A 23434-nucleotide genomic window follows, 5' to 3' on the forward strand; every position below is an offset into this window, starting at 1 on the left:
CATGAGTGCCCAGTTATTTGTAGTCGCAACCCCTATTGGGCACTTAGATGACATGACTTACCGCGCAATTGATGTACTAAAATCAGTCAAAATCATTGCTGCTGAGGATACACGAACTTCAGCACAATTACTGAAACACTTTAATATTCAAACTCCACTTACTGCATGCCACGAGCATAACGAAAGCAACAAAATTGACATCCTTATTCAGCGTTTGTTGAACGGTGAAGATATGGCGCTTATCAGTGATGCAGGAACGCCTCTTATCAGTGATCCAGGTTTTAAATTGGTTCGTGCAGCACAAGAGCATAATATCCGCGTAATCCCTGTACCAGGCGCTTGTGCTGCGATTGCCGCTTTAAGCTCAGTCGGCTTACCCAGTGATCGTTTCAGCTTTGAAGGTTTTTTGTCTTCTAAACAAACCCAACGACTGGCAAGCTTGGAAAAACTCAAAGACGAAACGCAAACTCTGATTTTTTATGAGGCACCACATCGTATTTTAGACAGTGTCAGTGACATGGCTAAAGTCTTTGGTGCTGACCGCCCTGTCGGTTTTGCCCGTGAAATTACCAAAACCTTTGAAACCATCAAGAAGATGACTTTAGGTGAGTTGGTTGAATTTATTGCAAACGATCATCATCAACAAAAAGGTGAGATTGTATTGGTTGTTGGTGGCGCGACCACTGAAAAAGATATGGCACAAGAAAAACTCGACCAGCTTTTAACGCGTCTCTTACAAGATTTGTCAGTGAAAGCTGCATCACAGTTAGCGGCGGATTTGACCGGCATCAAAAAGAAAATTGCTTACCAACGCGCTTTAGAACTAACACAAGATCAGGCTGAATAAGCTTAGATAGCTTGAAATAAAAGTATTGCTATTCTTTTGAATGAAAAAAAATAAAGAGCAACAGATGTAAGTGCTTTGGCCTTTCTCTGCTGCTCTCCATATTAAGCGGATCCATGTGAACCGCTTAACCCAAATTATGTAGTTATATCATTTAAAAATTTATAAGCATTTGTATGGGTTGACTGATCGTCAATTACAATCTCTATCGAATTAGCTTGCTTCTTGGTAAATACGACCGCCGGGTAATTGGCAAAAGTATTGTTTCAATGCATCCAAACAACGATGGATCTTCATCGGCTGTTGTTCATGCTTTGAAATGATGGCATATAGCGTAAAGTTAGGGAGCTTCCACTCTGGAAGAACTTCCACTAAAGAACCGTTAACCAATTCTTTTTGCACATCTAAATATAAAATACGTGCAACCCCATGCCCATGTTGGCATAAAGTCTTTGTTACTAAAATATTATTACTGGCTACTCTTGATTTCATCTCAAGTTTAACCGCGTCACCTGTCACTACATTTTTAAAATCAAAATCATGATTATTTTTCATAATTGTGATCGGAATAAGATCATGATTTTTCAAATCTTCAGGTCGTGAAATTGGTGCAGACTGATTCAAATAGCTCGGTGATGCAACCAAAATCTGTTCCACGCGCGCCAATGGCACGACATGTACGCTTTGATCGTCAACTGTTGGACTCATTCTTAAGGCAATATCAATTCGCCCATTCATCAAATCCACATAATGATTATCTGCTTCAATATGAATAGATAATCCGCGATGTGCAGACATCCAATGCGACAAAGCTGGAATCACATGATTGGCACCTAACTCTGGCGTAGTGGCTATTCGCAGCTCACCCACGAGATCATCTCGCAATTCATTGATACGTATTTTGCCACGTTCAGCAGCGGCGAGCATTTCTTGACAGCTGTGGAAAAAAGCCTGACCTGCTTCAGTTAAATTCAACTTTCTTGTTGAGCGATGTAAAAGAACAACTTCCATCTCTTGCTCTAAAGAACGAATTTGCTGACTCACAGCACTTGTAGTGATGCCTAACTCACGCGCGGCACCACTAAATGAACTCTTTTCGACAACACAAGCAAAAACACCCATTGCCCGTAGTTGATCTAACATAAAATTCTCTCTGGATTCATGAGAAGTTTTCATCTATTTGATAAAAACAACTCATTGTATTATACGGTGAATTTTTTGCGTTGCATCCAGATTTTTTAATTTAATGGTAAAACTATAGTCGGATTGATTGGCTTGCCATCTAAGCGTACTTGGAACTCTAACATGGTGCGTGTTGCACCTGTGGAGCCCATTTCTGCAATTTTCTGCCCTGCCGTCACATTTTGACCGCTCTTCACATTCATTGCACTGTTGTGTGCATATGCTGTGATATAACCATCAATATGCTTAATCAAAATTAAGTTTCCATATTCTTTCAATCCGTCTGCTGCATACACCACTTGGCCATCTGCTGCTGCATAAATTGGATCACCTTGGTTACCAGCATAGCGAATACCTTTCACATTATTTGCTAAATTATAACCTTGCAAAACAGCGCCATTACTTGGTTTTACCCAGCGTAAAGTTGAACTTTTCGAGCTCGCAACAGGTGCGGTCGGTACTTTAGCAGGAGTTGTTGTGGTTGTGGTGGTCGTATTTTGACTCGGGAGACCAACATTTTGACGTTGAATTGGAGCGGTTTGTGTAATAGGTTGCGTCGTGGTTGTACGCGGACTACCCGAACCTTTTAAATGTAATGACTGCCCCACATAAATACGATACGGCGCAGCAATATCATTCATGTCTGCAACAGAGGTATAACTCAGCCCATAACGAGTTGCAATACCGCTCAGCGTGTCGCCTGAACGAACTGTATAATAGTCTGGTGCTTTCGCAAAACGTGTTGCATTGTTAACCTGTGGTTTAGAAGCACAACCACTCAAAATAACAGTTGAAACTACAGCAGTGGATAACACGACAGTTTTCAGTAGTGCTGTAGGAATTGCAATGAAACGAATTTGAGACAACACAGACATTTATCTTACTCTCTAAAAATACAAAAAATAATCAGTTTAATTTGCGCTAAGATTAGCAAAAAAGTTTGTGAAAATAGTATCTCTGCGCGTATTTTCACAAAGTTATAACAAACAGCTGAATACATTCCTTGTATTGCTCAGCTATAGCGCCTTTTACGCACTTATTTGCCCTTGTAATGCATGCAAAACTTCATAGTTGGTTGCATCCATCTGAATAGGCGTAATACTCACAAAACCATTCGCCACAGCGAAAAAGTCTGACTCTACCTCATCATAACCTCTTTTCGGTTCTGCCACAGCTTCACCTGCAAGCCCAATCCAGAACACTTGACGACCACGTGGGTCAACATGACTGGTAATCGGCTTAGACTGACGACGACGTCCTTGATAAGTAATTTTAGCGCCCTGTAACTCAGCAACATCTGGAATATTAATATTTAAAATATGGCGTGGTGGCAGTGCTGGCAAACCGTGTTTCACAAAGTCATGCACCCACTGTGCAGCATGATGATAATCTTCTGGACGGTTGTACGAACGGACTTCAGGGCCTGCAAGTGAGACCGCAATGGCTGGCTGTTTCATTAGACGCCCTTCAAATGCTGCTCCCACAGTACCTGAGTAGAGTACATCATCACCCAAGTTTGCCCCGCTATTGATGCCACTAACAACCAGATCAAACTCAAAGTCAAATAAGCCATTCATGGACAAATAGACACAGTCCGCGGGTGTACCATTGACTGCCCACATGTCGGGTGCAATTTCGATTGGACGTAAAGGTCGATCTAAAGTTAAAGCACTAGAAAAGCCACTGCGTTCACTTTCAGGTGCTACAATCACCACGCGACCTAATGGACGTAAAGCATGTGCGAGCGCTTGAATACCTGGTGCAAAAACACCATCGTCATTAGCTATTAAAATATTCACTGATGGATCTTCTTCAATCTATATGAGTGGGTAAAAAGCTTTATACACCTAATTTATACTCGTCTTCGTCTTTTTAATCTGCAATTAAAACAGGTAGATTTGCGGGTAGCTTGAAAAAACTAAATCTTTAAAGCGAAAAGAAAAAGAGATAGAGTCCTCGATGCAGAACGACTATACATTGAGATCAGGCAATCTGAAAAGATGAAATCATTGATCTGGGTGAGTACTTTACTCTTGCATGAGCAGAGTACAAAAAAGAGAGAGCCTAAAAATAGAAGAAGCTAAGCATACGTTCAAAGTGTTTACTGGAGAGTACGCCTTCAAAAAGATAAAATATAGATCTCTTTATTCTGTAAAACCACTCTGCTCTTACATAAACAAATAAATATAAAGCAATGAGTTAAAAAATTTAAGAGAGCGAGTCTAGCTATGACTCACTATTACAGAACATGCTTTTAAGTGTTTGGATATTGAGCCAAGTTATTCGCGTTTTTTACTCATTTCGGATAACAAATCCAGTTGTATTTCTTGTATTTGGGCTAACCTATTCCACTGATGCATCAACAGATGATCTAGTTTTTCATTTAAATGTTGAATTTCTAACTCTGCCTTTAAATTAATTTTATAATCATTTTGCGAGCGCAATCGGTCTTTGGCTTCCTGTCTATTTTGGCTCATCATAATCACAGGAGCTTGAATCGCTGCAATACAGGATAAAATTAAATTTAATAAAATAAAGGGATAAGGATCGGCAGGATGCGTGACCATGACCACTGTATTGACAATAATCCAAATGGCTAGGAAAGTCGCAAAGCACATGAGAAAAGCCCAACTACCGCCAAAGGTCGCAATTTTATCTGCCAGCCTTTCCCCTAAAGTCCAATTTTGATCCAACTGATTTTCAACATTTTTGGTGATCACTTCATGTTGTTGCAAACTTTTAATCACCTCATATTCAAGATCAGTCACCTCCCCCTTTTCAGACTTTAACAGTGAATGAACATACTGAATTCGATATTTGGTTAAGTCTGCTTGGCATATATAACTTTGAGGCGACCATTCTGGAAAATCATGTGAAATTTCTTCGGTAATAGATTTTCGTATTGCCCCCATAGGAATGAGGTTTTTAATGAGGAATTTCTGCCCACAGACTAAACATTCATGACTTTGATTTTTTTCGCTCATGCTCGTTCTCTTTTATAATCATTATTGGTTTTGGGGAGATAAACATCTTCGAACAAATTTTAAACCAATGTCAAATTTTCAGCACCTCTAAGATTAGCTCCTCATTAAGTTTTTTCTAGACAGTAGCCATGAATAAAAAAATGCCACAGATATAATCATAATTCTGTGTCTTAAATAAGACTAAACAAGTCCATATCATCAGGCTAAAAATTAAAAAAATCCAGCTTTAGAGCAAGGAGACAATCAATGCCTAACTCCGCAAGGCCTATGCGTTTAGGTCTACTTTTTCATGCCATATTACTCACAGGTATCGCCGCTAACGTAGAAGCGAATACACCACCTGTAATGTTGACTTCTCCTAAAGATTTTATATACCCAAATGTAGATCATGCTCTAAGTGAAAGTCTTTATCCAAATGAGGCCGCCACTGCTAAAGAAATCGCGAACATCATTGAAATGACGATCCGAAAACAATATTCCACAGATATCGCGCTACGTGATGCGCACCCTAAAGCACATGGTTGCGTACGTGCAGAATTTAAGATAAACGAAACATTGCCTCAAAACATGGCTTATGGTGTTTTTATTCCGGGAAAAACTTATCAAGCATGGATTCGTTTTTCGAATGGATCGAGTAATGCAAAACAGGCGGATATAAAAAAAGATGCACGCGGCATGGCGATCAAACTTTTAGCCGTGCCAGAGAAAAACCTTTTAGATGAACCTGCGGCTACGCAAGACTTCATTATGATCAATCACCCTGTATTCTTTGCCAATGACCCTGCTCGTTATCTATCATTTATGCAAGATATCAATAGCGATCGATTTCTAAAAAAACTGCATGTCCCTTTTGCATTAGGAGCCAAAGGAACTTGGATTGCCTTGAACACTAGAAATAAAATTTCAAATCCACTGCAAACCAGATACTGGTCTATGGTTCCCTATCAGTTAGGAGTCGGCACGCATCGTCAAGCAGTAAAGTACTCTGCTCGTGCATGTTCAAGCGTTGTTAGCCCGATTCCAGCTACTCCTCAAAAGGACTTTTTAAGAGCGGCACTTCGAACGACGTTACAAGATCGTGATGCCTGCATGGAATTTCTAGTACAACCTCGGACATCCAGCTCAATGTCTGTTGAAGACTCAATGACGGAATGGAAAGAAGACCAAGCTCCTTTCTATAAGGTGGCCACAATTCATATTCCTCAACAAGTTTTTGATACCCCTGAGCAAAATAAGTTTTGTGAAAACCTATCCTTTACACCATGGCATGCATTAGCTGAACATAAACCGCTGGGTGCAATAAACCGAATGCGCAAAGTCATATATGACCAGATTAGTCGCGTCAGACATGAGATAAATTCGGCTAAACAAACCAACGCTAACAATATCGAAGATCAATAAAGAGTCCTATGGTTAAACTCAATGGCCTGTTAATCTGTGTGTCTAAAGAAGAAGTCCGTATGGTGATAGAACTCCTCCCAGCGCATATTGAATTAACTCATCAAGAAGAAGGCTGCATTTCTTTTGAGGTCAAGCAATGCCTCGACCCTTTTATCTGGGAGGTGCAGGAAGTATTTGATAGCATGAAAAGTTTTAAGCATCACCAAAGTAGAACAGCCTCATCCATTTGGGGAGTTAAAACGCAAAACATTAAACGGCAGTATAAAATATCTGAGGGTGAATAAGGTTTAAGTTTCTAGCTATAAAATGACGCTTCCATGACTAGAACTTGAAATAGCCCTCAAATGAAAGCTATCTCTATTCAGATCATAAAATTTAAAAATGTTCTGCACTAAAAAACATGATGAAGAATAGCGGTTTTTGTATTAATCATCTTGCATTGAGTAAGTGTTAAAGCTGAGAGCTTTTTAGTGAGCGGTCGCTGCTGCTTTGGGTTTAAAAGCCACCAAACAAAAGATGATAAAAGCACATAAAATAAAGGATGCACCAAATCGACTCAAATCCAGTCCTCCGTGACTTATGGGCTTATCTAGGAAATCCCCCAGTACGGCACCTAATGGTCGCGTGAGTACAAATGCAACCCAAAATAAGAAAGTTCTAGAGATTTTGGTCCACATATAAAGCATGGTCAGCAATAAAAGTAAACCGCCAAAGATAAGTGCTGCACTGGTATATCCCAGCCCTTGTGTATCTGCTGTCCAATCACCTAACGCTGTGCCCAATGTTTGGGAAAACATGATGGTCAGCCAATAAAACGCTTCACTTTTGGAAGATTGAATACTCTGTACCGCAATTGACCCACTGCTGTAGTACCACGCCAATAAAGATAAAATAAGCAAACCAAATAAGATTAGACTGCCACCTAAATAGCCCAATTCTAAGGTCCGATCAACATAGTCCGCTATAGTTGTCCCTAGAGTTGTTGTTGCAATAATTGTAGACCAATAAAAAAATGCATTATATTTTTTGGCCTTAATCTGTGCTGCGACTAATATTGCAAAAATAACGGCGAAGATGCCCGTACTTACGATATATCCCAGATTAAGCGACATGGATAAGGCATCCCCCGCTGTTTCACCCAGTGTTGTTGCCGCAATTTTAATGATCCAAAACAACAAAGTGACTTCAGGCACCTTGCTCAGCACCTCATGTAATGTTTTTTCTTCAGTCATGATACGCACCCAAACCTTATTCTTTTGTCTATGCTGAATAATAGTGCTCACAACTGAAACCAATCTTAAATTTCAAAGACCTCGCCCATAGAGGCTGTTTATGGCTTTCAACACCACAACATCTATAGACTTTTCATTCGCTTTCTAAATCGACTTAAAACCAAGCTGAGCTGAGTTAAACAGCTAAGCTCATGTTGCCGCTCGCTACCCGTAAAGACAGCTGTAAAATAAGCCATGACAAATGTTCTGTTCGCATCAATTTAATTTGCTATATTTTTGATATCTTCCTGATTGACCCGTCTATAAGTAAAGGGTTTAGCTTAATGGGACAATGAACGAATGATGGAAACTATGCTTACTGTATCTCGCTTAGCGAAAAAACTCGGTTTATCCAGAACGACTATTCTCTATTATGAGAAACAGGGTTTATTAAAACCAAGCTTAATCGCTGAAAATGGATACCGATGGTACGGTGAAAGTGAAATTGAGCGTCTTAAAAGCATCATCTCCTACCGTTCTTACGGACTATCCATTTCAGATATTCGTTTGCTTTTAGAACCACTTAGCATATCCCAAGGGCAGATCTTGGAAAATCATTTTCGGGCATTGGAACAAGAGATCAATAACTTACGAGCTCATCAAAAAGCCATCATTGAGTTATTGAAAAAGTCCATTTTATTAAAGGAAAAGTTCGTGAATAAAGCCAAATGGGTAGAGATTATGATCGCAGCAGGTTTATCAAAAGAAGATATGATTAAGTGGCATCAAAAATTTGAAGAGATGGAACCTGAGGAGCATCAAAAATTCTTAGAATCACTCGACATTACACAAGATGAAATTACGGCTATTCGAAGTTTATAGTAATTTTTAGCTCTCAACATTTGAACATCAAACCCAATAGTTCTCATCTAAGGGCTATTGAGTTCACTGCTTACCTATCGTAAGCATTTTTTATCCCTAAATATTATTCCTGCACCAACAAGCAGATCATCCTAAAGACCGCTAAAACTGAAGATTAGAAGAGTTAGGATGATCATTGGCGATTAAAAAGTCCAAAACAAAAAACTTTATTAAAAAATGACTGGTCAGAACTTTTCATTGAATTCTAATTGAAAATATATATATTGAGTCTCCGCATCCACCATAAATATGTGATTTTAAAAATGATTAAAAGCTTAACATTACGTAATTTCTTCGGATTAGGCATGGCTATCATGATTTCTCAATCTGCTTTTGCACTAGAGGGATTAAGCACGGAAGAAGCCAACACCATCGTAAAAGAAGATATTGCAGCAGCGCAAGTCATGACCGAATTTTGCCCTGCTTTGGTGGGTCAAGGCCCTAAAATTGAAAGCAACATTCAAACTTTAATTCAAACCTATTTACAAGACTACTCAGATAAGTCGATGACCTATGCAAAATTGCAGTCAGACAGCGAATACCAGTCGATTCTAAAAGAAGCTCGTGCAGATGCTAATGGTACAGACAAAGCAGAACAAAAATCAGTATGTGATGACGTTGTAAACTTTGAAGGTTAATTCAAGTTCTACATCTACATCGCAAAAAAGGATGAATAATGGGGTTATTCATCCTTTTTTTATTTGACTGAAAAATGTAAAAACGATGAAGCGACTTCAACAGCTTCTATACACTTTTGCGCTTACATTTACTTAAAATTTGTTTAAGCTCATCCTATTATGGCAACAACATGTATGCACTTAGGGTTTAGAATGAATTTGAATGTAATGAAAAAAGTGATTTTGGCAGTTTGTGGTTCTTCTTTGATTGCCATTGGTTCGGCTCATGCAGCCAATAAAGACGAAAATATTGAAGTGACTCCACTGCAACAAGTGACGCAGCAAGAGTTGGCTGCAATCTATGTCCTATCAGAAGTTTGTCCAAGTCTCGTTTCAGACCAGAGTCAGTTTGAAAATGGCTACAATACTTTGGCCAAAGAGTATCTACCGCAACAGAAAAACCCGACTGAATACCTTAAAAGCCTCAGCAAAGAGAAAAAATTTAAGCCTATTTTAGCCGAAGCTCAAGCCGATGCGAAAAAAGCAGGTAAAGCGAAAAACCAAGAAATTTGTAAAGAATTGAGCACTTACAGCAAATAATACCAATTGGTTACAATATCTTTGAAATAAGCCGATTTCTCCCGTAGAAGTCGGCAGAACTTTGTCCTAAAATGCAAAGCTCTCGTGCTTATACTAAAGAAATCGGAACCCCTTAGAATGATTCAAAAAAGCGCCCTTGCTGCGGCATTACTCGTACCAAGCATTTCATTTGCAGCAACTGTCTTATCCTCACCACCAGAACTAAATAATAAATCATATGTGCTGATGGATTATGAGACTGGGCAAATCCTCGCATCTAAAAATGAAAATGAAAAATTAGCACCAGCGTCAATGACAAAAATGATGACGAGTTTCATTATTGAGCAAAAGTTGTTGGCGGGTGAGCTAACCGAAGATGAAAAAGTTCGGATGAACGAGTCTGCTTGGTGTCGTGGTAGTAGTTCGGAATCATGTATGTATGTGCCATTAAATGGTACTGCGACTGCATTAGAGATGTTACGCGGCATTATCATCCAATCGGGTAATGATGCATCTAAGGCTATGGCTGAGCACATTGCTGGGAACGAAGGTACTTTCGTTCACATGATGAACACTGAAGCAAAACGTATCGGCATGACCAATACCAGCTTCATGAACTCAACAGGTATGCCTGCTGAAGGTCACTACTCGACCGCTAAAGACATGGCAACGCTTGCACAGCACATCATTCACGACAGTTCAAAATATTATCCGATTTATTCTGAAAAAGAATTTACCTTTAACGGTATCAAACAAGGCAACCGTAATGCCCTGCTTTATACTGACCCAAGTGTGGATGGTTTAAAAACTGGTCATACTGACGAAGCGGGTTACTGCTTAACAACTTCGGCTAAACGTGGCCCAATGCGTTTGATTTCTGTGATTTTTGGTGCGCCAAGCATGCAAGAACGCGCAACGCAAACACGTGAAATTTTAGCGTGGGGTTATGCAAACTTTGAAACTAAAAATGTTCAAGCTGCGAACCAAGTTTTAGCAAAATCAAAAGTGTGGTTTGGTAAAGAAAATGACGTACAAATTGGTTTAGCTGAAACCTTCAACGTAACGATGCCGAAAGGCCAAGCCAACGCAATCAAAACACAACTGGTGGTTCAACCGAAACTGACTGCACCGTTGAAAAAAGGTCAAGTGGTTGGTAAGTATGTAGCAAGCCTTGATGGTAAAGTGATTGCTGAAAAACCACTTGTTGCGCTAAAAGATGTTGAAGAAGCAGGTTTCTTTGCACGTATGCTTGACCACATCAAACAATTCTTCTCAAACTTATTCTAAGCAACACTTAGACTTAAGTTAAAGCATCCACACCTCAGTCTGGGTGCTTTTTTATTTTATAATGGGCACCTACGCAAAGGCAGTACACCAATATGGCTAAAAATATTCGCCCCTATTTGAACAGCACTCCACAGCTTGGCAACAACTGCTATATCGATGAAATGGCGGTAGTGATTGGTGATGTCATCTTGGCTGAAAATGTTTCTGTATGGCCTTTTGCCGTGATTCGTGGTGATGTAAACCATATTCGGATTGGTAAAAACTCAAATGTACAAGACCATGCAATGCTGCATGTTAGTCATAAAAAAGCAGATAAACCAAATGGCTCGCCTTTAGTGATTGGTGAAGATGTTACCATTGGTCACCATGTCACCTTACATGGCTGCACCATCGGCAACCGTGTTTTGATTGGTATCAATAGCATTGTTTTGGACGATGTCATCATTCCTGACGATGTCATGATTGGTGCAGGAACACTGGTTCCCCCAGGTAAAGTGCTTGAAAGTGGCTATTTATATGTCGGTAGTCCTGCCAAAAAAGTTCGCCCTCTGACAGAAAAAGAGTTGGCATTCTTACCATATTCAGCACAAAACTATGTCAAAGTATCGGGGCATTATTTAGAGTCATAATCATTGGGAGCATTTTGCTCCCCTTTTAATATCAGCTCAAATAACAAGCATTACCTTTAAAAATGCTGAATCCTCGGATTAATACTTATCAAACTCGGTCACTAAAAAATCAATTAAGGCTTTTACCGATGGTAATAAGCCACGTCGCGAGGTATAAGCCAGATGAATCAGTTCGGGTTTTGGCTCCCAGTTTGGAATCACTTTGACCAAACGCCTTACTTTTAAATCATTATGAATAATCAGTTCTGGTAACTTGGCAGTCCACGCCCACCACAATACCTACATATCCTAGCGGATGAAGACAATACCTAAAGCTTGGAACTAAGCTACTAATTTTATATTCATAACATAGCCACCACCGCCTAAATTTTGTAGAATACTCCTTTTACCCCATGGTGCTTTTACATGACCGCTTGGACAGCTCACGTCACCGTCGCAACTGTTGTTGAAAAAGACGGAAAATTTCTATTTGTAGAAGAGCATACTGCAGGTGTGACACACACTGTATTTAACCAGCCTGCAGGCCATGTTGAATCAGGTGAAACTCTCATCGAAGCTGCCATTCGTGAAACTATAGAAGAAACTGGACATGAAGTGTCTATAGATGCGTTATTGGGCATTTATACCTATACACCGCCCATGTTTCCAGACCGCACGTATTATCGTTTCTGCTTTTTAGCGCAGTCATTTCATCACCATCCAACGGCCGAACTCGATACAGGTATCGTGGGTGCAGTATGGATGACTTTGGATGAACTACTCGAAACGGCCCGTGCACGTAGTCCATTGGTGATTAAAGCGGTTCAAGACGCACTTGCGGGTCAAAAATATCCTTTATCGCTCGTTTATGAGCACCAAAATTCTCCCCTTATTTCAAGTTTGGATGCCTAGTCCTATGCAACAACGTGTCATCGTCGGTATGTCGGGTGGTGTAGATTCTTCTGTTTCTGCTGCTCTTCTTCTTCAACAAGGTTATCAAGTTGAAGGTCTTTTCATGAAGAACTGGGAAGAAGACGACGGCACGGAATACTGCACGGCTATGGAAGACTTAGCCGATGCTCAAGCGGTCTGTGACAAACTAGGGATTAAGCTACACACCGCTAACTTTGCTATGGAATATTGGGATCGTGTATTTGAGCATTTCTTAGCGGAATATGCTGCAGGCCGTACTCCAAACCCAGATATTTTATGTAATAAAGAAATCAAATTCCGTGCGTTCTTAGATCATGCTATGCAACTGGGCGCAGACTTTATTGCGACTGGTCACTATGCACGTCGCGGCGAAACTATGACCAACTCTAAAGGTGAGGAATACGCACCTTTACTGCGTGGTTTAGATAAAAACAAAGACCAGACCTATTTCTTACATGCTGTGCATGGCCGTGAAATTAATAAGACGTTGTTCCCTGTAGGGGAAATTGAAAAGCCTGAAGTACGTAAAATTGCGGAACAATATGACTTAGTCACGGCGAAGAAAAAAGACTCAACGGGCATCTGTTTTATTGGTGAACGTCGTTTTAATGACTTCTTAAAACAATACTTGCCTGCACAAGCTGGAAAAATCGTCTTAGATGATGGCAAAGAGGTTGGTGAACATCACGGCTTAATGTACTATACGCTCGGTCAACGCGGTGGTATTGGTATTGGTGGTTTGAAAGGTGTGGCTGAAGGCGCATGGTTCGTTCTACACAAAGATATTGAAAACAACCGTTTGGTGATTGGTCAAGGTCATGAACATCCACTCATGCAAAGTACTACACTTTGGAGTGAAACGATTGACTGGGTCGCAGGTGAAATGCAGATTCCTGAAACAGGTTTCCGTTGCACCTCACGGACGCGCTATCGCCAAGATGACCAAGATTGTGTGATCTTTAATGATCCGACTACCCCAAGTGGCGTACGTGTTGAGTTCGATGAACCCCAACGTGCCGTAACTCCGGGTCAGAGTGTCGTATTCTACTCAGGTGAAGTTTGTTTAGGCGGTGGCGTGATTCATCATACCAATGCTCCTAAACCTGATTTTATTTAAAGGATTTTAAGACATGGCTGAGTTACCGTTTCAACAGCCTCAAACTTTGAACGAACGTCAAAACCGAGCTTTGGCGTTGGCGGCTGTTTTTCAGTCCGCGCAACTAACGCATATGACCGCCTTGAGCGGTCAACAAAGCATTGGGGAAAGCGGTAACTTCTATTTAGAGCAGTTGATTAAAGCCAGTTTAAATATCCGACCAAAGGGCAACCAAAGCGGACAAACTTTAGACTTCTTTCATCAACTGGCGGACATATCCTTAGGACTAAAAACTTTAGAAAGTAGCATTACCCAACCCTTTAACACCTCACCCAAAACTCGAATTCCCAAATTATCTACTGCTAAACTTCCCATGACCTATGCCATGGCACTCTTACAACTAGAAAAGAAAGTGTATAGCAACCCCAAATTCGTTGAAATTATTGAACAGTCCCAACAAAAAATATTAAGACAGCTTTCTTTTTTCGATAACAACTATTTACACCCAAGCATCATTGCCAACCTCGCACAAACCTATGTCGACACTGCTGGGCAAATTAACCCACGCATTATGGTGCGAGGAAATGCAGAAGCATTTAAAGACTCATCGCATACCAACCGCATTCGAGCTTCCCTCTTTACTGGCTTACAAATGGCACATTTATGGCGTCAGCTCGGTGGAAGTTCATGGGGCATGGTGTTTAGCAAACGCAAGTTGCTTAAAGATATTCAAGATCTCGCTCGTTTACAGTATCAGGTGATTTAACACATGATCGACGGGCTTTTTAGTTTTACGTTTAATTCCAAAGTTTAAGGAATCGCTATGAACGCTTTAACCGCACTTTCTCCATTAGATGGACGCTACGCTAGCAAATGTGATGCGCTTCGTCCTTTCCTCTCTGAGTTTGGTTTAATCCATGCTCGTGTGACTGTTGAAGTGCGTTGGTTACAAGCGCTTGCAAACCGTCCAGAAATCACTGAAGTGCCTGCTTTCAGTGCTGCGACCAATGCTGCACTTGATGCAATTGTTGCTGACTTTTCTGAAAACGACGCCAACCGTATTAAAGACATCGAACGTACCACGAACCATGACGTTAAAGCCGTTGAGTACTTCCTGAAAGAAAAAATTGAAGGCATCGAAGAGCTTAAAAATGCGGGTGAATTCATTCACTTTGCATGTACGTCTGAAGACATCAACAACTTGTCTCATGCATTAATGCTGAAAAGTGGTCGTGATGTATTGATTGCATCTATGCAGCAAATCATTGACTCAATCGTGGCATTGTCTGAAAAGCATGCTGACCAACCTATGTTGTCTCGTACACATGGTCAGACGGCAAGCCCAACCACTTTGGGTAAAGAAATGGCAAACGTAGCTTATCGTCTTGCGCGCCAAATCAAACAATTCAAACAAGTTGAGCTTTTAGGCAAAATTAATGGTGCGGTAGGTAACTATAACGCTCACCTTTCTGCTTACCCAGACATCAACTGGCCTGCACACTCACAAGCATTCGTTGAGTCTTTAGGTTTAAGCTTTAACCCGTACACCACTCAAATTGAACCGCACGACTATATGGCGGAACTGTTTGATGCTTTACGTCGTTTCAATACGATTTTGATCGACTTTAACCGTGACGTTTGGGGTTATATCTCGCTTGGTTTCTTCAAGCAAAAACTCAAAGAAGGTGAAGTGGGTTCTTCAACGATGCCACACAAAGTGAATCCTATTGACTTTGAAAACTCAGAAGGTAACTTGGGCTTAGCCAATGCAGTACTGGCACACCTTGGCGAAAAACTTCCTATTTCTCGCTGGCAGCGTGACCTAACAGACTCAACTGTACTACGTAACATGGGTGTTGGTTTTGCACAAAGCTTGATCGCTTTTGAAGCTTGTTCAAAAGGCATTGGTAAACTTGAACTCAACGCTGCACGTATTGATGAAGACTTGAACAATGCGCAAGAAGTTTTAGCTGAACCAATTCAAACCGTTATGCGTCGTTACAACGTTGAAAAACCATACGAAAAATTAAAAGCATTAACTCGTGGTCAAGCCATGACGCGTGACATGATGGTTGACTTCGTCAATGGTAATGAACTTGAAGCTGTCCCTGCTGCCGACCGCGCACGTTTAGCGGAAATGACACCTGCAAGCTATACAGGTAACGCAGCTGAACAAGCAAAACAAGTTGCTGACTTAATTTCTAAAATCTAATTTTTAGAAACTGAAAAAAAGCGGAGCTTCGGCTTCGCTTTTTTATCTATAATGCAAACAAGAATCTCCTATATGCATAATTGAAAAACCAATAAAAATGATGACAATCCTGAAAAGTACAACAACGAAAGCTCACTTTGACTATCAACTGAAAAAGCCGCATTGGATTGCGCTCATTGTACTCGCTGTCGCCATTGCTTTCGCATCGATCCATCCCCTTGAACTCAGCTCTTATATTTTGCATCAGGTCGGAACCGTATTCATGTTGGTTACGCTGATCATTTGTCTTTATAAAATGGGGCTCAGCTTAATCAGCTTTATGCTTTATATTGGGTTTTTGCTGATTCATATACTCGGTGCCCATTATCTATATTCTTATGTGCCCTATAATGAATGGTCAATCCAATATTTAAACCTAGACCTCAACCAGAGTTTAGGTTGGACACGTAATATGTACGATCGCTTTGTACATTTAGCGTACGGTCTGCTGCTCTACCCGTTCTTTTATCGTCTGTTTCAAGTGTGGTTACCCCAACTTTCTAAACTCACCCTATTCTTGCTGGTCATTCAATTTGTGATGGCAAGTAGCCTCATTTACGAATGGATTGAATGGTTTATTGCGATGGGCTTATCACCTGAAGATGCTGAAAACTACAATGGTCAACAAGGTGATATTTGGGACGCGCATCAAGACATGCTTTTAGCCACAGTTGGCGCGATCATCACAGGCATAGCCTGTCTATTGAAAAAGTAGTACTTTCTATCCGCTATTCCTCTAGCACAATAAATGGTGACGATACAGGATTCATTTAAGCATAAGTAACTTGTACATCAGCTTTAAAAACACAATAAAAAAAACACCACGTCAGGCGTGGTGTTTTTAACTCTCTTAGTCTTTCGCAGACTCATCTGTTGGCACTTCAGTAATTCGGCCACCGCGAGCAAGGAATGCCGCAACTTCGTCTTCAAGTGCTTGGCGTTGTTTTAATTTTGCAGTCACCGTCAGTGTTTCAGCTTCGGCAACATCACCATCGCTTGCAGCATTATCAGAAGAATCTGATGCGCCTTTTTCCGCTGCTTGAGCTTCGTCTTCGTCGACTGCTGAGTCTTCTACATCATCATAATCATTTGAATCAGTCATCTTAATCTCCCCACAAATGACATTTTAGGTTCCCATGAATTACTGGTTTCCAATTATGTTGAAATTTAACAAGCTCTCAGCCTTTCGCATAGTCTTATTCAATGGAAAATCGTATCTTTTTTAATCAAAATCGTAATCTTATTTTACGACTGGCTAAAAATTAACACTTCCTTTCTTAGACAGCATAACGCGTCTCTTTGAGCAACCCTAAACCATTGGCCTGTGCCATAAAAGCATCTTTTAATACAGGTAGTTTTTCAACCTGTTTCAAACCAAAGTTTCGTGCCCACACCACAGGAAAGAGTTGTGTGGTTTCCATCCAACCGATGGCAGACATGCTATGCATCATGGCATCATTTTGTCCTTTACGGCGGTGTTCATAACGCTTCAGTGTTTGCTCATGTGCCCACACGCCACGCGCTAGATCATGTAGTAATACATCACACAGTACAGCCGCATCAAGACAACCAATATTCACACCTTGCCCCGCCAACGGATGAATCACATGAGCCGCATCACCAATTAAAGCCAAGCCTGCTTTAACATATTGCTGTGCAGTACGTGCTTTGAGTGGGAAAGTGGCACGAGGTGTCGCCTCCAACACTTCGCCTAACATGTGATAACTTTCTCGCGTTAATAGCTGGGTAAATTCAGCATCTGAAAGTGCAGCATATTCTTCTGCATAATCATCGGGGAGCGTCCATACGATAGACTGCCAATGCCCTGCTTGCTCTGGCTTTAAACTCGCCATTGGTAAAAATGCCAAAGGCCCCGTTTCTAAAAAAATCTGACGTGCAACGTGTTGATGAGGCTGTGCAGTACGAATGGCGCAGCTTAAACCAGCCTGTTTGTAGTCCAGCACATCGATATCGATAAACGCTTGTTCCCGTACAAAAGAGTTTGCACCATCTGCACCAATCACCAGTTTGGTTTTCAACACCGTGCCATCTGCCAAATGGATATACCATAGCCCAACACCTTCTTCGACGCGGGTAACTTTAACCTGAGTTCGGTAATCGTTGAGTACAGTAAGCATCTGCTGTTGAATCGCTAAATTAAGCAAACTTGGCTCAACCATAGAACCTAGGGCTTGTTCGCCATTTGGTTCCTGCTTGGACGCATGACCGAAGTTAATTTCACCATAGCCATTTTTATTCCACACCTGCATGCCGCTATACGGCATCTGACGGGCAATTTTATCCCAAGCATTAACGGTTTTAAGCAAGTGTATCGTTGCTTGACTGAGTGCCAAAACACGTGGGTTTGCAACACCTAAGGTCTTTTGTTCATCTAAAATAGGTGCAGCATCCAGTACGGTAGCTTGCACACCGCCTTGTGCCAAAAGCAAGGCGGTCAGTCCACCAACCAAACCACCGCCAATAATCACGACATCTAAAACATCAGTTTGAACATGACTCATGCTTTTAGCCCCATGGCATAGTTGGCAACGAGCGGTTTAATACCTGGAATCGTATCAAACGCAACCAAACCAGTATTACGAATAAACTTTAAGATTGGATTGCTATTGCTAAAGCCTCGTACCACCGAATCACAGAACTTAATTACACGTTGTTGATCGGTCAAACGTGAAGCCTCATAGGCTTGTAACATCTCAGCATCGCCCAAGTCGGCATTTTGCGCAATTTGCTCCGTTAAATAACGCACCAAGACGTGCGCATCTCGCATACACAGGTTAAAACCTTGCCCTGCAACGGGGTGAATGGTATGCGCAGCATTGCCCATTAAGACCACCCGTCCTACAGCCTGCTTTTCTGCCAGTACTTGTGATAATGGAAAACTAAAACGCTTACCTGTTTTTTGGAACTTTCCGGCACGGTCGCCATAGGTTTCTTGCAAGGCATTTAAGAAATGTTGATCATTTTCATCGCCCAACCATTCACCTTCTGTGCCTTTTTTCACAGGCCAAACTACTGAACGACGGCATTCACCTGGAAGAGGTAATAGTGCCAATGGCCCTAAGCTACTAAAACGCTCAAAACCCACATGGTTGTGCGGTTTTGAGGTTTGTACCGTGGTCACAATAGCGACTTGGTCATAATCATGTTCCGAAGCACCTATTCCTAAGGCTTTACGGCAGAATGAATCACGTCCATCTGCAGCAATGACGATTTTCGCTTGGAGTGTTAACTGTTCTTCTCCACGACTGGCTTCTATGTAGGCCATATCGGCATCTTGGATCAGTTTAGTGACTTGTACACCATCAATCAGCTCAATGAACGGTTGTTTTTGGACTTCCGTCAGTAGTACACGACCGAGCCATGCGTTTTCGATGACCTGCCCGAAGCTTTCGACTTTTTCTTGTTCTGCTTTAAGACGTGCCTTACCAAAGCTACCTTGTTCGGTAATATTCACTTCTAAAATAGGCGTAGCATGTTCTTGTAGAGTGCTCCACAGCCCCAGTTCTTGGTAAATTTGAACAGTACGACGAGACAGGGCGCTGTTTCTAGCATCAAAGCTAGAGTGGTATGGCGCAAGGTGTACATCATCATAATTTGGGTATTTGATCGCCTCTAAAAGTTTCACCGCAATGTTTTGTTTGGCTAACATCAACGCCAGACTGAGTCCGACCATACCACCACCGACTATGATGACTTCTTGTTGCATGCTTCTATCCTTTTTATGGCGTACCTAAAGTAAAAAACTTCAAATACCTATAAGTTTTAATGGATTTATATTACATCAAAGATTTTCTTTTTTATAATGAAATGGATGTTTTTACGTACTTTCACCCTAAGGCCCTGTTGCCAAAGTTATGTAGATGACAGTTTCTTAAACTTTTATTTCGCACAAGAGATTTGATGTTGGATCAATATTTCAGATGCTTACTTAATGATAGTTTAGACTGCCAGCCTTTATAAGTTTTCTATATTAATAAAAGCTCATAAATCTTGAGCCATAAATTTAACCATACGAGATGAGTTATCAGTCACCTATATTCCAATTTTTATGCAATCCCGCCGCTATATTTTCCGTGGAGCTCTTGCTCAAGAAGTACAAAATAAAACTAGCCCTCTTGCTGTATAGTCCTGTAACTAAATTGCGACTTTATAGCTATATAGAATATTAAAGCGGTTCTCTTCAGTACGTTTTTTGAATAGCGCGATTCATTAGCCTAGAAAAAATTACCCCATCACAGGATGGGGTAATTCTTGGTTTCAATTAAAAAATTTAATAACATCACTATTCTTCAATTAAAATCTAGTCCTATATAAGGCTTACCAACTAATATTCACACGTCGATTTGGTGTTAAGCATGGCACCATTTCCACCTGTGAAGATACTGCACAGCTTTGATATTCTTCAGTTACACCCTTTGCTTCGATACGAATACGCTCAGATGATATACCTGATCTAACTAAATAATCAGCAACCGTTGAGGCACGTTTTTGTGATAGTTTCTGGTTATAGCCGACATTACCTAAACGGTCAGTAAAACCTGTAATTACCACAGGATTTTGAGATACCTTAGCTTTGATATTTGTAACTATACCATTCAGAATTTGAGGTCCTTCAATAATGGCTTGCTCATCAAAACGATCAAAGTTAAAAAGGACATTAGCATTTCGCTGTGAAACTGTCTCATCAACAATTTGGGTCTCAGGAACAGGTACTATATTTTCCGAACGCAACATAAGCTCTTCACAAGCTTCACCTTTCCAGCTTAAACGTTCAGATAAGCCTTTTTTGTCAAAATCGATACGCAATTGGCAGCGCTTATAATCTTGTGTGTTCGGCTTGCGGATATCTAGAACATAATTCCATTTTTTAACAAAGAAAAGACCTTCACTAAAATGTGGATTTCCTAAAATATGGCGGAATTGATCCTTGGTCAAACCTGTACTTAAACGCGCTACATCTGCATACTCATAACGTTGGACTTGTTCTAAATAACTATTTTCAATTTCTGGAAAGACCACTTCTTGCTGGGTTTGTACTGGTTCAATCTCAGCATAAATTGACATTGTGGTTACAAGCAATACACCACCGATGATGGTTTTAACAATTTTTTTCATAAATCATTGAATCTCTAAAGTTAAATATGTAAGGAAAGCTGAAGACAGCCTTCCTTAGTTTTCATCGATTATGTATTAATCAATTACACCACTGACACCGATACGGAAACTCGGATCGCCTTCAGAAGCAGCAGCAATACCACCAGTTAATGACCAACGTCCATTATCAGCAGTTTTTCTTAAAGTCACACCTACCGCATTTTCACCACTATGATGAGCTGCAGCGGCTGCATAAGTCCACTTACCTGCTACATAAGGAGCCGTTTCTAATGCCATAGCAGCAGCAATACCAGCATTTGCACGTTTTTCTACACTATCAATACGTTGATTTGTGCTAGTAAATACTTGCTCTAGTTGATCACCTAGATTTGTGATTTTTTGATCAAGTTGATTGTCCCGATTATTCAATGCACTTAAAGCATCGCCCACATTATTATGAGAACCCCCACCGACGTTATAAGTCGGACCGGTATTGGTTTCATAGTTTGCGCCACCACCTAAGTGGTTATAAATATTAGTATTACTTGTATGAAGTTGAGATCCATTTATAGCATCTTTTGAATCTTTACTAATAGACCCATCAGCAACTCCACTCACCTTCTTATTACCAGCATTGATGCCTGTATCTTTATCTATAGAAACATCGCCAACGCTAATTTTGTTGGTATTTACAGAGTCGAAGTTGACGTCTTTCTTGGTTGCAACATTATAGTTAGTACTACCATCTTGATTGGTAGACTGGCTGACAATAATGTTGTCGCCTTCTGAAACTGTAGTTTTAGCTTTAGTTACATTGTTATTCACGTTATTAATCGCATCATGTAACTGACCACCGTTCACAGCATCTTTTGAACCTTTAGCTATCGTACCATCTTCGACATTTGTAACTTTCTTGCTTCCAGCATCGATACCATCTTTGGTTACACTTGGACCACCTTTGATGGTTAAGCCATCATTATTGACCGTTGTATCACCAGTTTGAATACTGCCATCTTTACCTAAATTAAGATCTTTAGCTAAATCCATCTTAATTTGATTACCGTTTTTACTCACTTGGATGTTGCCATCTGTGTTTGTAAAATCAACAGTATCACTAGGTCTAACAGCACTTGAATTTTCTCCATTTGCTGTTAAATTCCAACCTTGATTGGCATTGTTTACTTTAGTATTAATTGAATCAATCGCATCATGAATGGTGTTCTTGCCCGTATTACCGACATTAGAAGTCGTTACACCGCCATCAGCATTTAGTGATGTATTACCACCAATACTGTTTTTAATGCTGTTGGCAGTATTATGAAGCTGGCTACCATTCACTGCATCTTGTGATGTACTGTTAATATCGCCATTGGCAACATTGGTGATTTTCTTCTTGCCCGCATCAATACCCTGAGCCGTAATGCTTGGACCGTCTTTAATGCTTAAACCAGCATTGTTAATAAGCGTATCACCAAGTGTTACTGAGTCAAATTTAACGTCTTTTTTCGTGGCAACTTTGTATTCTTTGCTACCATCAGCATTAGTAATATCTGTAACCGTGATGTTATCACCTTCCACAACGCTAGTTTTAGCCGCCGCTGCTGCTTTATTAACTGAGTCAATCGCATCATGAATGGTGTTCTTGCCCGTATTACCAACATTAGAAGTCGTTATACCGCCATCAGCATTTAGTGATGTATTACCACCAATACTGTTTTTAATGCTGTTGGCAGTATTATGAAGCTGGCTGCCATTGATGGCGTCTTTCGAAGACGCATTGATATCGCCATTGGCAACATTGATGATTTTCTTTTTACCTGCATCAATGCCCTGAGCCGTAATGCTTGGACCGTCTTTGATGCTTAAGCCAGCATTGTTAATGAGCGTATCGCCAAGCGTGACTGAATCGAATTTAACGTCTTTCTTCGTCGCAACTTTATATTCTTTGCTACCATCAGCATTGGTGACATCGGTAACCGTGATGTTGTCGCCTTCAACCACAGTCGTTTTAGCCGCCGCTGCTGCTTTATTAACTGAGTCAATCGCATCATGAATGGTGTTCTTGCCCGTATTACCCACATTTGAAGTCGTTACACCACCATCAGCATTTAGTGATGTATTACCACCAATACTGTTTTTAATGCTGTTTGCAGTATTGTGAAGCTGGCTGCCATTCACTGCATCTTGTGATGTACTCTTAATATCACCATTGGCAACATTGGTGATTTTCTTTTTACCTGCATCAATGCCCTGAGCCGTAATGCTTGGACCGTCTTTGATGCTTAAGCCAGCATTGTTAATGAGCGTATCGCCAAGCGTGACTGAATCGAATTTAACGTCTTTCTTCGTCGCAACTTTATATTCTTTGCTGCCATCAGCATTAGTGACATCTGTAATCGTGATGT

General features: G+C 40.7%; 23 protein-coding genes and 1 pseudogene. 13 read left to right on the forward strand and 11 right to left on the reverse strand.

The window, feature by feature from the left end:
• Position 1 precedes the first annotated feature (1 nt).
• A complete protein-coding gene (gene rsmI / locus WH214_RS10040; protein ID WP_242760290.1) occupies positions 2 to 847 on the forward strand; it encodes a 16S rRNA (cytidine(1402)-2'-O)-methyltransferase in 846 nt (281 codons plus the stop codon).
• Between the two features lie 210 nt (positions 848 to 1057).
• Here rsmI and WH214_RS10045 read toward each other — a convergent pair whose 3' ends face one another.
• The 4 genes from WH214_RS10045 to WH214_RS10060 all read right to left on the reverse strand — a co-directional run bounded on the left by WH214_RS10045 (position 1058) and on the right by WH214_RS10060 (position 5010).
• Positions 1058 to 1987, reverse strand: a complete 930-nt coding sequence (locus WH214_RS10045; protein ID WP_010326350.1) for a LysR family transcriptional regulator — start codon at positions 1985 to 1987, stop codon at positions 1058 to 1060.
• A gap of 95 nt (positions 1988 to 2082) precedes the next feature.
• Positions 2083 to 2901: a peptidoglycan DD-metalloendopeptidase family protein gene (locus WH214_RS10050; protein ID WP_339421255.1), complete on the reverse strand. Its 819-nt coding sequence runs from the start codon at positions 2899 to 2901 to the stop codon at positions 2083 to 2085.
• A gap of 153 nt (positions 2902 to 3054) precedes the next feature.
• On the reverse strand, positions 3055 to 3825 hold the full coding sequence (gene surE, locus WH214_RS10055; RefSeq protein ID WP_339993281.1) for a 5'/3'-nucleotidase SurE: 771 nt from the start codon (positions 3823 to 3825) through the stop codon (positions 3055 to 3057).
• A gap of 480 nt (positions 3826 to 4305) precedes the next feature.
• On the reverse strand, positions 4306 to 5010 hold the full coding sequence (locus tag WH214_RS10060) for a DUF1003 domain-containing protein (RefSeq protein WP_078388870.1): 705 nt from the start codon (positions 5008 to 5010) through the stop codon (positions 4306 to 4308).
• Between the two features lie 246 nt (positions 5011 to 5256).
• Between WH214_RS10060 and WH214_RS10065 the strand changes: the two genes are divergently transcribed.
• Together WH214_RS10065 and WH214_RS10070 are read left to right on the forward strand one after the other, a co-directional pair.
• On the forward strand, positions 5257 to 6411 hold the full coding sequence (locus WH214_RS10065) for a catalase family protein (protein WP_339421257.1): 1155 nt from the start codon (positions 5257 to 5259) through the stop codon (positions 6409 to 6411).
• An 8-nt stretch (positions 6412 to 6419) separates the two neighbouring features.
• Positions 6420 to 6695, forward strand: coding sequence for a putative quinol monooxygenase (locus WH214_RS10070; RefSeq protein WP_336955272.1), 276 nt, complete (start codon positions 6420 to 6422; stop codon positions 6693 to 6695).
• A 183-nt stretch (positions 6696 to 6878) separates the two neighbouring features.
• Here the strand turns inward: WH214_RS10070 and WH214_RS10075 are convergent, their stop codons facing one another.
• The gene (locus WH214_RS10075) at positions 6879 to 7643 is read right to left on the reverse strand and encodes a COG4705 family protein (protein WP_339993284.1); all 765 of its coding nucleotides are present in this window, start codon (positions 7641 to 7643) and stop codon (positions 6879 to 6881) included.
• A 339-nt stretch (positions 7644 to 7982) separates the two neighbouring features.
• Here WH214_RS10075 and WH214_RS10080 point away from each other — a divergent pair, with 339 nt between their 5' ends.
• The 5 genes from WH214_RS10080 to WH214_RS10100 all read left to right on the forward strand — a co-directional run bounded on the left by WH214_RS10080 (position 7983) and on the right by WH214_RS10100 (position 11655).
• Complete coding sequence (locus WH214_RS10080; RefSeq protein WP_339421263.1) at positions 7983 to 8504, forward strand: MerR family transcriptional regulator; 522 nt, start codon at positions 7983 to 7985, stop codon at positions 8502 to 8504.
• Positions 8505 to 8806: 302 nt separating this feature from the next.
• Positions 8807 to 9181, forward strand: a complete 375-nt coding sequence (locus tag WH214_RS10085; protein WP_017397073.1) for an MCR_0457 family protein — start codon at positions 8807 to 8809, stop codon at positions 9179 to 9181.
• A 192-nt stretch (positions 9182 to 9373) separates the two neighbouring features.
• Positions 9374 to 9760, forward strand: coding sequence for an MCR_0457 family protein (locus tag WH214_RS10090; RefSeq protein WP_004694202.1), 387 nt, complete (start codon positions 9374 to 9376; stop codon positions 9758 to 9760).
• A 117-nt stretch (positions 9761 to 9877) separates the two neighbouring features.
• Entirely contained in the window at positions 9878 to 11026 is a 1149-nt protein-coding gene (gene dacC, locus WH214_RS10095) for a D-alanyl-D-alanine carboxypeptidase PBP5/6 (protein WP_130235016.1), read from the forward strand.
• 92 nt (positions 11027 to 11118) lie between these two features.
• Positions 11119 to 11655, forward strand: a complete 537-nt coding sequence (locus WH214_RS10100; protein ID WP_339421268.1) for a gamma carbonic anhydrase family protein — start codon at positions 11119 to 11121, stop codon at positions 11653 to 11655.
• Between the two features lie 78 nt (positions 11656 to 11733).
• Here the strand turns inward: WH214_RS10100 and WH214_RS10105 are convergent.
• A pseudogene (locus tag WH214_RS10105) lies at positions 11734 to 11913 on the reverse strand (LysR substrate-binding domain-containing protein); the annotation flags it as partial.
• Positions 11914 to 12060: 147 nt separating this feature from the next.
• On the opposite strand from WH214_RS10105, the gene WH214_RS10110 reads away from it, so the two are divergent.
• From WH214_RS10110 to WH214_RS10130, 5 genes are all read left to right on the forward strand, one after another.
• Positions 12061 to 12546 (forward strand): NUDIX hydrolase, encoded by a 486-nt coding sequence (locus WH214_RS10110; protein ID WP_339421272.1) that lies wholly within the window; start codon positions 12061 to 12063, stop codon positions 12544 to 12546.
• 4 nt (positions 12547 to 12550) lie between these two features.
• The gene (gene mnmA, locus WH214_RS10115; RefSeq protein ID WP_339421274.1) at positions 12551 to 13684 is read left to right on the forward strand and encodes a tRNA 2-thiouridine(34) synthase MnmA; all 1134 of its coding nucleotides are present in this window, start codon (positions 12551 to 12553) and stop codon (positions 13682 to 13684) included.
• A gap of 13 nt (positions 13685 to 13697) precedes the next feature.
• Positions 13698 to 14429, forward strand: a complete 732-nt coding sequence (gene hflD, locus WH214_RS10120; RefSeq protein ID WP_004980842.1) for a high frequency lysogenization protein HflD — start codon at positions 13698 to 13700, stop codon at positions 14427 to 14429.
• A 57-nt stretch (positions 14430 to 14486) separates the two neighbouring features.
• On the forward strand, positions 14487 to 15875 hold the full coding sequence (purB, locus tag WH214_RS10125; RefSeq protein ID WP_339421276.1) for an adenylosuccinate lyase: 1389 nt from the start codon (positions 14487 to 14489) through the stop codon (positions 15873 to 15875).
• A 97-nt stretch (positions 15876 to 15972) separates the two neighbouring features.
• On the forward strand, positions 15973 to 16629 hold the full coding sequence (locus WH214_RS10130; protein ID WP_339421278.1) for a DUF2238 domain-containing protein: 657 nt from the start codon (positions 15973 to 15975) through the stop codon (positions 16627 to 16629).
• Between the two features lie 135 nt (positions 16630 to 16764).
• On the opposite strand, the gene WH214_RS10135 is transcribed toward WH214_RS10130, so the two are convergent.
• The 5 genes from WH214_RS10135 to WH214_RS10155 all read right to left on the reverse strand — a co-directional run.
• Positions 16765 to 17016 (reverse strand): hypothetical protein, encoded by a 252-nt coding sequence (locus WH214_RS10135; protein ID WP_004694228.1) that lies wholly within the window; start codon positions 17014 to 17016, stop codon positions 16765 to 16767.
• 175 nt (positions 17017 to 17191) lie between these two features.
• Positions 17192 to 18436 carry an FAD-dependent monooxygenase gene (locus WH214_RS10140; RefSeq protein WP_339421280.1) on the reverse strand — a complete coding sequence of 415 codons (1245 nt, stop codon included), beginning with the start codon at positions 18434 to 18436 and terminating at the stop codon, positions 17192 to 17194.
• A complete protein-coding gene (gene ubiH / locus WH214_RS10145) occupies positions 18433 to 19641 on the reverse strand; it encodes a 2-octaprenyl-6-methoxyphenyl hydroxylase (protein ID WP_339421282.1) in 1209 nt (402 codons plus the stop codon). Before ubiH ends, WH214_RS10140 begins: the two co-directional genes overlap by 4 nt.
• Before the next feature lie 611 nt (positions 19642 to 20252).
• Positions 20253 to 21050, reverse strand: coding sequence for a trimeric autotransporter adhesin/peptidogylcan-associated protein TpgA (tpgA, locus tag WH214_RS10150; RefSeq protein ID WP_339421284.1), 798 nt, complete (start codon positions 21048 to 21050; stop codon positions 20253 to 20255).
• A gap of 75 nt (positions 21051 to 21125) precedes the next feature.
• Positions 21126 to 23434: YadA-like family protein (locus WH214_RS10155; protein ID WP_339993290.1), on the reverse strand; the 2309-nt coding region annotated here is incomplete at its 5' end.

The sequence above is a fragment of the Acinetobacter sp. MYb191 genome (assembly GCF_037572605.1).
GTDB lineage: Bacteria > Pseudomonadota > Gammaproteobacteria > Pseudomonadales > Moraxellaceae > Acinetobacter > Acinetobacter johnsonii.

Coding starts and splice junctions, on each gene's coding strand:
- WH214_RS10085 (WP_017397073.1), top strand. CDS start 8,807: ATGATTAAAAGCTTAACATTACGTAATTTCTTCGGATTAGGCATGGCT.
- WH214_RS10070 (WP_336955272.1), top strand. CDS start 6,420: ATGGTTAAACTCAATGGCCTGTTAATCTGTGTGTCTAAAGAAGAAGTC.
- rsmI (WP_242760290.1), top strand. CDS start 2: ATGAGTGCCCAGTTATTTGTAGTCGCAACCCCTATTGGGCACTTAGAT.
- WH214_RS10075 (WP_339993284.1), bottom strand. CDS start 7,643: ATGACTGAAGAAAAAACATTACATGAGGTGCTGAGCAAGGTGCCTGAA.
- WH214_RS10065 (WP_339421257.1), top strand. CDS start 5,257: ATGCCTAACTCCGCAAGGCCTATGCGTTTAGGTCTACTTTTTCATGCC.
- WH214_RS10130 (WP_339421278.1), top strand. CDS start 15,973: ATGATGACAATCCTGAAAAGTACAACAACGAAAGCTCACTTTGACTAT.
- tpgA (WP_339421284.1), bottom strand. CDS start 21,050: ATGAAAAAAATTGTTAAAACCATCATCGGTGGTGTATTGCTTGTAACC.
- WH214_RS10100 (WP_339421268.1), top strand. CDS start 11,119: ATGGCTAAAAATATTCGCCCCTATTTGAACAGCACTCCACAGCTTGGC.
- WH214_RS10050 (WP_339421255.1), bottom strand. CDS start 2,901: ATGTCTGTGTTGTCTCAAATTCGTTTCATTGCAATTCCTACAGCACTA.
- hflD (WP_004980842.1), top strand. CDS start 13,698: ATGGCTGAGTTACCGTTTCAACAGCCTCAAACTTTGAACGAACGTCAA.
- WH214_RS10135 (WP_004694228.1), bottom strand. CDS start 17,016: ATGACTGATTCAAATGATTATGATGATGTAGAAGACTCAGCAGTCGAC.
- WH214_RS10060 (WP_078388870.1), bottom strand. CDS start 5,010: ATGAGCGAAAAAAATCAAAGTCATGAATGTTTAGTCTGTGGGCAGAAA.
- WH214_RS10110 (WP_339421272.1), top strand. CDS start 12,061: ATGACCGCTTGGACAGCTCACGTCACCGTCGCAACTGTTGTTGAAAAA.
- WH214_RS10090 (WP_004694202.1), top strand. CDS start 9,374: ATGAATTTGAATGTAATGAAAAAAGTGATTTTGGCAGTTTGTGGTTCT.
- mnmA (WP_339421274.1), top strand. CDS start 12,551: ATGCAACAACGTGTCATCGTCGGTATGTCGGGTGGTGTAGATTCTTCT.
- WH214_RS10080 (WP_339421263.1), top strand. CDS start 7,983: ATGATGGAAACTATGCTTACTGTATCTCGCTTAGCGAAAAAACTCGGT.
- ubiH (WP_339421282.1), bottom strand. CDS start 19,641: ATGCAACAAGAAGTCATCATAGTCGGTGGTGGTATGGTCGGACTCAGT.
- WH214_RS10045 (WP_010326350.1), bottom strand. CDS start 1,987: ATGTTAGATCAACTACGGGCAATGGGTGTTTTTGCTTGTGTTGTCGAA.
- WH214_RS10140 (WP_339421280.1), bottom strand. CDS start 18,436: ATGAGTCATGTTCAAACTGATGTTTTAGATGTCGTGATTATTGGCGGT.
- dacC (WP_130235016.1), top strand. CDS start 9,878: ATGATTCAAAAAAGCGCCCTTGCTGCGGCATTACTCGTACCAAGCATT.
- purB (WP_339421276.1), top strand. CDS start 14,487: ATGAACGCTTTAACCGCACTTTCTCCATTAGATGGACGCTACGCTAGC.